A 3,292-nucleotide genomic window follows, 5' to 3' on the forward strand; every position below is an offset into this window, starting at 1 on the left:
GCACCGGGTCAAACGGCGAACGCGTGACGCTGATCGATCCAACCGACGTGCTTGCAAGACAGTGCGTCACATATGCGAGCGCGGCGGCTGCGCCAACCGCATCCCCGCTGCTCGAAGCCACCTGAATCGACTGATCCACCCCAATTGATACTGCTGACCGGCCTGCGCACGACGTGCGCCGGATGACTCCGTTCGTCAGCATCATCCGCACTTTCAAAGGAAGAGAAATCATGCTCACGCTTACCGAACGTATCGAACACGACCTTCTCGGCGACCTCGCCGTGCCCGCCGCAGCCTACTATGGCGTTCACACGCTGCGGGCACTCGAGAATTTCCCGATCACGGGTATCCCCATCTCGGTCTATCCGAATCTAGTCAACGCATTGGCGAGCGTGAAGGAAGCGGCCGCGCTCGCCAACTACGATCTCGGATTACTGAGCGAACTCAAGATGCAGGCGATTGTCCAGGCGTGCAGGCAAGTGCGCTCGGGCACGGCGCACGATCACTTCGTGGTCGATGTCATCCAGGGCGGCGCGGGCACTTCGACCAACATGAACGCGAACGAGGTCATCGCAAATCTCGCGCTCGAACATCTCGGCCATCAGCGGGGCGAATACGGCGTTCTGCATCCGAACGAGGACGTGAATCTGGGGCAAAGCACGAACGATGTTTACCCGACCGCCCTGAAGATCGCCACCTATGCGGGCATCATGCAACTGGTCGAGGCGATGGGTGTGCTGCGCGCGTCGTTCGAGCGCAAGGCGCAAGAGTTCAGCAACGACCTCAAGATGGGCCGCACGCAGCTTCAGGATGCGGTGCCGATGACGCTCGGGCAGGAGTTCAGCACGTTCGCGGTCATGCTCGGCGAAGACGAAGAGCGGCTCAAGGAAGCTGCGAAGCTGATCTGCGAGATCAACCTGGGCGCGACGGCGATCGGGACCGGCATCAATACGCATCCGGAGTATGCGCCGCTCGCGTGCCGGCATTTGAGCGATGTGACCGGCATCGAGCTTACGACGTCGCCGAACCTGGTCGAAGCGACGCAGGATGTCGGCTCGTTCGTGCAGCTTTCCGGTGTGTTGAAGCGCGTCGCGGTCAAGCTCTCGAAGACTTGCAACGACCTTCGGCTTCTCTCGAGCGGCCCGCGCGCCGGCTTCGGGGAAATCAACCTGCCGCCGGTGCAGGCCGGCTCCAGCATCATGCCGGGCAAGGTGAATCCGGTCATTCCGGAAGTTGTCAACCAGATCGCGTTCGAAGTCATCGGCAACGATGTGACAGTCAGCTTCGCAGCGGAGGCAGGCCAGCTTCAGCTCAACGCGTTCGAGCCGATCATCGCCCATAGCCTCTTCAAGAGCGTCGCCCACCTGCGGGCGGGGTGCCTCACACTCGCCTCGAAATGCGTCGACGGCATCACGGCCAATCGGGACCGGCTGCGCGCGATCGTCGAGCAGTCGATCGGCATCGTGACCGCGCTCAATCCGTACATCGGCTACACGCACTCGACGGAAGTCGCGAAGGAAGCGCTCGCGTCGGGCCGGAGCGTCGCGCAGATCGTGATCGAGAAGGGGCTCTTGAGCCAGTTGCAACTCGACGAGATCCTACAGCCCGCCATGCTGACGCAGCCGAGGAAGATCTCGTCCGCTGCGTAAGGAAACATCAGGCGGGGCGCTTCGCCGATCAGCGACGTCCCGTCGTTGCGCTGTCCAATCAACCGAGGAGAATGAAAATGAGCATCAAGACCATCGTGCAAAGTTCAATGCTTGTCGCAGGGCTTGTGGTGGGCGCGAGCGCCCTTAGTGCAACGAGCGCTTGGGCCGCCGATGCGGCACCGGACGCGTCGACGACGCCCGCAGCCGGCACGCCGCGCATTCTCGTGCTGGCAACGGGCGGGACGATCTCCGGGACGGCTGATCCGCGCTCCGCGATCGGCTACAACTCGGGCAACGTGCTGGGCCAGGATCTCGTCCGGGGCGTTCTGGGCATCGAGAAGCTCGCGAATATCAGCGCCGAGCAGATATCGAATGTGGGCTCGCAGGACATGAGCGACAAGATCTGGTTTCAACTGGCGCGCCGGATTCAGGAGGCATTCGATCGGAACGAGGTGGACGGCGTCGTGATTACGCACGGCACCGATACGGTCGAGGAAACCGCGTTCTTCCTTCAAAACGTGCTGCGCTCGGACAAGCCGGTGGTGCTGGTTGGCTCCATGCGTCCCGGAGGCTCGACGAGCGCCGATGGTCCCGGCAATCTTTATGAGGCCGTCGAAGTAGCGGCGAGCCCGAAATCTCAGGGGCGCGGCGTACTGGTCGTGATGAACGACCAGATTCACGGGCCGCGCTGGATCACGAAAACCAATACGACCGCGGTGCAGGCTTTCGCTTCGCCGAACGCGGGCGCGATCGGCTATGTGGATCCGGCGAGCGTGCGGTTCGTCACGCCGCCCCCTCAATCAGCGCGTAACGTGCTGGGCTTGCCGGCGGGTGGTCAGTTGCCGCGCGTCGAGATCGTGTACGCGCATAGCAACATGGATGGGCAGCAGATCGACCACGCGATCAGCGATGGAGCGAAGGGTATCGTGCTGGCGGGCGAGGGTGATGGCGACGCGTCCAAGGAAGCGCTCGCTGCGCTCGACAGGGCGGCCAAAAAGGGTATCGTCGTCGTCCGCTCGACGCGGGTGATGTCCGGATTCGTGAACAGAAACGTGGAGGTCGACGATGACAAGAGAGGTTTCGTCGTCTCGCTCGACTTGAATCCGCAAAAGGCCCGGTTGCTTACGCAATTGCTGATTGCGAACGGTGTTACTGATTCGCAAAAAGTACAGCAGGCGTTTGGCGGAACGTGGTGATCGGCGTTTTTTGGCTTCCCTTCCGTCGTTTCGCTTATGTGCTCGACGCGGCGGTTGGGCGTGCTGCGGAATGAGCTTCCGCAGCGACGACCACAGACAGTAACCGTTTGAAGACGGTGATCGATTTCAGATAAAAACGCACGATCGTTTCTTCCGCATGTAACGTTTTCCATTTGCGTGCCTATTACCCTCGTAGCCAGCACGCGCAAAGAGTAAATCGAATGGAGCCCTTTTGCGGCTGGCCGATGCATTTGCGCGCGAGGTTCAACTTCTTTCCTTGCGTCGCATATCAGCTAACCAATCGATCTGCCCTGAAACAATTCGAAATTTATTGTCAGGAGCAGGGCTGATCCACTTTATCCGGGGATTAAAACGCGGACGGTAAAGGCGCGCAAACGATAAAACGATTTTTCATGCGAAGGCTCGACGGCGATCATCCATGCGGTC

Annotated in this window: 2 protein-coding genes; both read left to right on the plus strand. The window is 60.8% G+C overall.

The window, feature by feature from the left end; translation table 11 throughout:
• The first annotated feature begins 230 nt into the window (after positions 1 to 230).
• Complete coding sequence (gene aspA / locus AWB67_RS35395) at positions 231 to 1,649, plus strand: aspartate ammonia-lyase (RefSeq protein WP_087660552.1); 1,419 nt, start codon at positions 231 to 233, stop codon at positions 1,647 to 1,649.
• 77 nt (positions 1,650 to 1,726) lie between these two features.
• Positions 1,727 to 2,845 carry an asparaginase gene (locus tag AWB67_RS35400; protein ID WP_087660553.1) on the plus strand — a complete coding sequence of 373 codons (1,119 nt, stop codon included), beginning with the start codon at positions 1,727 to 1,729 and terminating at the stop codon, positions 2,843 to 2,845.
• The last annotated feature ends 447 nt before the right edge of the window (positions 2,846 to 3,292 follow it).

Source organism: Caballeronia terrestris (genome assembly GCF_001544515.1).
In the GTDB taxonomy this organism is placed as follows: Bacteria; Pseudomonadota; Gammaproteobacteria; order Burkholderiales; family Burkholderiaceae; genus Caballeronia; species Caballeronia terrestris.

What these genes read in the sequence shown, in the direction of transcription:
- aspA (WP_087660552.1), top strand. Translation starts at nt 231, where the DNA reads ATGCTCACGCTTACCGAACGTATCGAACACGACCTTCTCGGCGACCTC.
- AWB67_RS35400 (WP_087660553.1), top strand. Translation starts at nt 1,727, where the DNA reads ATGAGCATCAAGACCATCGTGCAAAGTTCAATGCTTGTCGCAGGGCTT.